This window comes from Emticicia sp. W12TSBA100-4 (assembly GCF_040253585.1).
Taxonomy (GTDB): Bacteria; Bacteroidota; Bacteroidia; order Cytophagales; family Spirosomataceae; genus Emticicia.
The window spans coordinates 1-3,601 of record NZ_JBELAU010000042.1; the positions used below are offsets into that span (position 1 = coordinate 1).

Consider the following 3,601-nt stretch of genomic DNA (forward strand, 5'->3'; position numbering starts at 1 on the left):
ATAAATGGAGTAATAATGCAACGAGCTCAAGCATCAATAATTTAGTAGCTGGTACTTACACAGTATTAGTAACAGATGCGAACAGTTGTACAGCTACGACGAGTGTGGTTATCACTCAACCACCAGTCTTAACATTAACGAGTTCACAAGAGAATGTGAAGTGTAATGGCGGAAATGATGGAAAAGTTACATTGACTGCTGGCGGTGGAGTTTCTCCTTACGAATACAGTAAAGATGGAATTACTTTCCAAACTTCAAATGTATTCACTGATTTAGCGGCAGGTACATATACATTTACATTAAAAGATAAAAATGGTTGTATCAAAACAACGACAGTTAAAGTTAACCAACCAGAAGCTCTTACATTAACAAACACAACAGTTGATGTGAAATGTAATGGTGGAAACGATGGTAGTGTAACTTTGACAGCAACGGGTGGAACAACTGCATATCAATACAGCAAAGATGGAGCAAACTTCCAAGCAAGTAATGTATTCTCAAGCTTAACAGCAGGTACATATACTTTCACAGTGAAAGATGCGAATAACTGCCTTAAAACAACGAGCGTAACTATTACCCAACCAGATGCTCTAACATTATCTGGAACAAGTACAGACGTGAAGTGTAATGGAGAAACAAATGGCTCAATTACATTAATAGCAAACGGTGGTAAAACGACTTATCAATACAGTAAAGACGGCATAACTTTCCAAGCAAGCAATATATTTTCAGGTTTAACAGCAGGTACATATACGCTTACTGTGAAAGATGCTAATGGTTGTATCAAAACAACAACAGTAGAAGTTAAGCAACCAGATAAATTAAACGCAACACCTTCTAAAACAGATGTAACTTGTTATGGTGGAAAAGATGGTTCAGCAACAGTAAATGTTGTAGGTGGAAAAACTCCTTATTCATACAAATGGAATACAGGTGCAACAACACAGACTATCTCTACTTTAACAGCAGGAACATACACAGTTGAAGTGACTGATGTAAATGGTTGTAAAGTTTCAATCACAGGTATCGTTGTTAATCAACCAGCACAGTTAGTGCCAACGATTGGAAGTAACTCACCAGTTTGTGAAGGAACAACCATCAACCTGACATCAAGTGGTGGTATATCGTATGCTTGGACTGGACCAAACGGTTTTGCTTCGACATCGCAAAATCCAAGTATTTCACCTGCCACAACAGCAACACAAGGTGTTTATACAGTAACAGTAACGGATAGCAAAGGTTGTGTAGGTATAGCCACAACATCTGTTCAAATCAAAGTTTTGGATAAACTTATCTCATCAAATGCCAATGTTTGTGAAGGTCAAAACTTAACATTGACTTCTCCAGATTATGGTACAGGTGCAACATATAATTGGACAGGGCCAAATGCTTTTGCTCAAACAGGTAGAATTGTTACAATTAATAATGTAACTCTTGCTGCTGAAGGTGTTTATACAATCGTAGTGTCGAAAGACCAGTGTACAACATCGGCAACAGTTACAGTGGATGTAAAAGAAAAACCTACAACACCATCAATTAATATTTCAGGTCCAACATCAATCTGTGAAACTGGTTCTGTAACATTAACTGCTACTTCATGTGTTGGCGGAACAGTCATCTGGTCAACTAATGCAACTGGAACAAGCATCACAGTAAGTAGCGAAGGAACCTATACAGCAGTTTGTAAAGTTGGAGAATGCTCAAGTAATGTTTCTAATTCGGTAACGGTAACAAAAGGAACAATTCCAGTAGCACCAACCATTACATCTGACAAAACAATCTGTTGTGACGGCGAGAAAGCAACATTAACAGCTTCGGGTTGTACAGGAAAAATCACTTGGAGTACAGGTGCAACAACAAGCACCATACAAGTAGCAGTTGCTGGCAATTATACGGCAACATGTAGTAATAGTTGTGGTGCAAGTTCGGCCTCTAACACAATCGAGATTAGAACTGGTGTAACACCAACAAGTCCAACGATTACAGCGGCTAAATTGACAGTTTGTGGAACAGAGACAGTTAAATTAACGGCAACAGGTTGTAACGGAACTGTGAAATGGAGTACAAATGCAACTGGCACGACAATCACAGTTGGAGCGGGTACATACTCTGCCACTTGCGAAACCATTTGCGGAGTAAGTCCTAAATCAAATGAAGTAATCATCACTATCGGAGATAAACCAAATCCGCCAGTAGTGAAAACTTCTTCTCCAATCATTTGTGATGCACAAACGGCAACATTAACAGCCGAAGGTTGTATAGGAACTATCCTATGGAGCAATGGTTCTACTGGTTCATCAATTGTAGTAAATCAAAGTGGAGCATATACAGCAACATGTACAACTGATTGCGGAACAAGCGTTTCAAGCGGAAGTATAATAATACAAAAAGGAAACAAACCTTCTGCACCGGTAATTACATCAGACAAAACAATCTGTTGTGACGGCGAAAAAGCAACATTGACAGCGTCAGGTTGTACAGATGGAACAATTACTTGGAATGTTGCTGGAGCAACAGGAAGCACATTACAAGTAACAGCTTCTGGCTCATACACTGCAACATGTACAAATATTTGTGGTACAAGTTCGTCATCTAACTCTATTGAGATTCGTACAGGAGTAAAGCCAACGACACCATCAATAACGGCGAATAAGACAACTATTTGTGGAACAGAAACAGCAACATTGACTGCAACTGGTTGCAACGGAACATTGAAATGGAGTACAAATGCAACAAGTAGCACAATTACAGTAAGTGCAGCAGGAACATACTCAGTTGTTTGTGAAACAATTTGTGGAGTAAGTCCGAAATCGAATGAAATCGAAATCAAGAAAGGAAACACTCCATCAGCACCGACTGTAACAGCAGATAAGACATCAATTTGTAATACTGAAACAGCAACATTGACAGCAACTGGATGTGAAGGAACACTTGCTTGGAGCAATGGACAGTCAACTTCGACAATTACAGTTAGTACACCTGGTACTTATACAGTAACATGTACAAACATTTGTGGAACAAGCAACAATAGCACACCAGTAACTATCAACAGAAATACACCACCAGCAGCACCAGTAATTACATCAAACAAAACCGTATGTTGTGATGGCGAAAAAGCGACCTTAACAGCGACAGGTTGTATAGGAACTTTAGCATGGAGTACAGGCGGAACTGGTAGTACTATCGAAGTAAGTACTTCAGGAACATATACTGCAACATGTAGTAATGTTTGCGGAAGCAGCGTGGCTTCAAATAATATTATCATCCGCACAGGAGTAAGTCCAACGACGCCGACGATAACGAGTGACAAGACGACTATCTGTTCAGGCGAAAGTGCGACCTTGAGTGCAACAGGTTGTAATGGAACATTGAAATGGAGTACAAACGCAACAAGTAGCACGATTACAGTAAGTGCGGCAGGAATATATTCAGTAGTATGTGAGACGATATGTGGCGTAAGTCCTAAATCGAATGAGATAGTGATAGGCACAGGAGTGAAACCATCGGCCCCAGTAATTTCATCGACTAAGACAAGCTTGTGTAATGGCGAAACGGCAACGTTGACAGCAACAGGTTGTGCAGGCACAATCAAGTGGAGTAC

1 pseudogene is annotated in these 3,601 nt (G+C 39.9%); it reads left to right on the top strand.

What is annotated here, in order from left to right:
* Nucleotides 1-3,601: pseudogene (locus tag ABR854_RS25615) on the top strand (hypothetical protein); the annotation flags it as partial.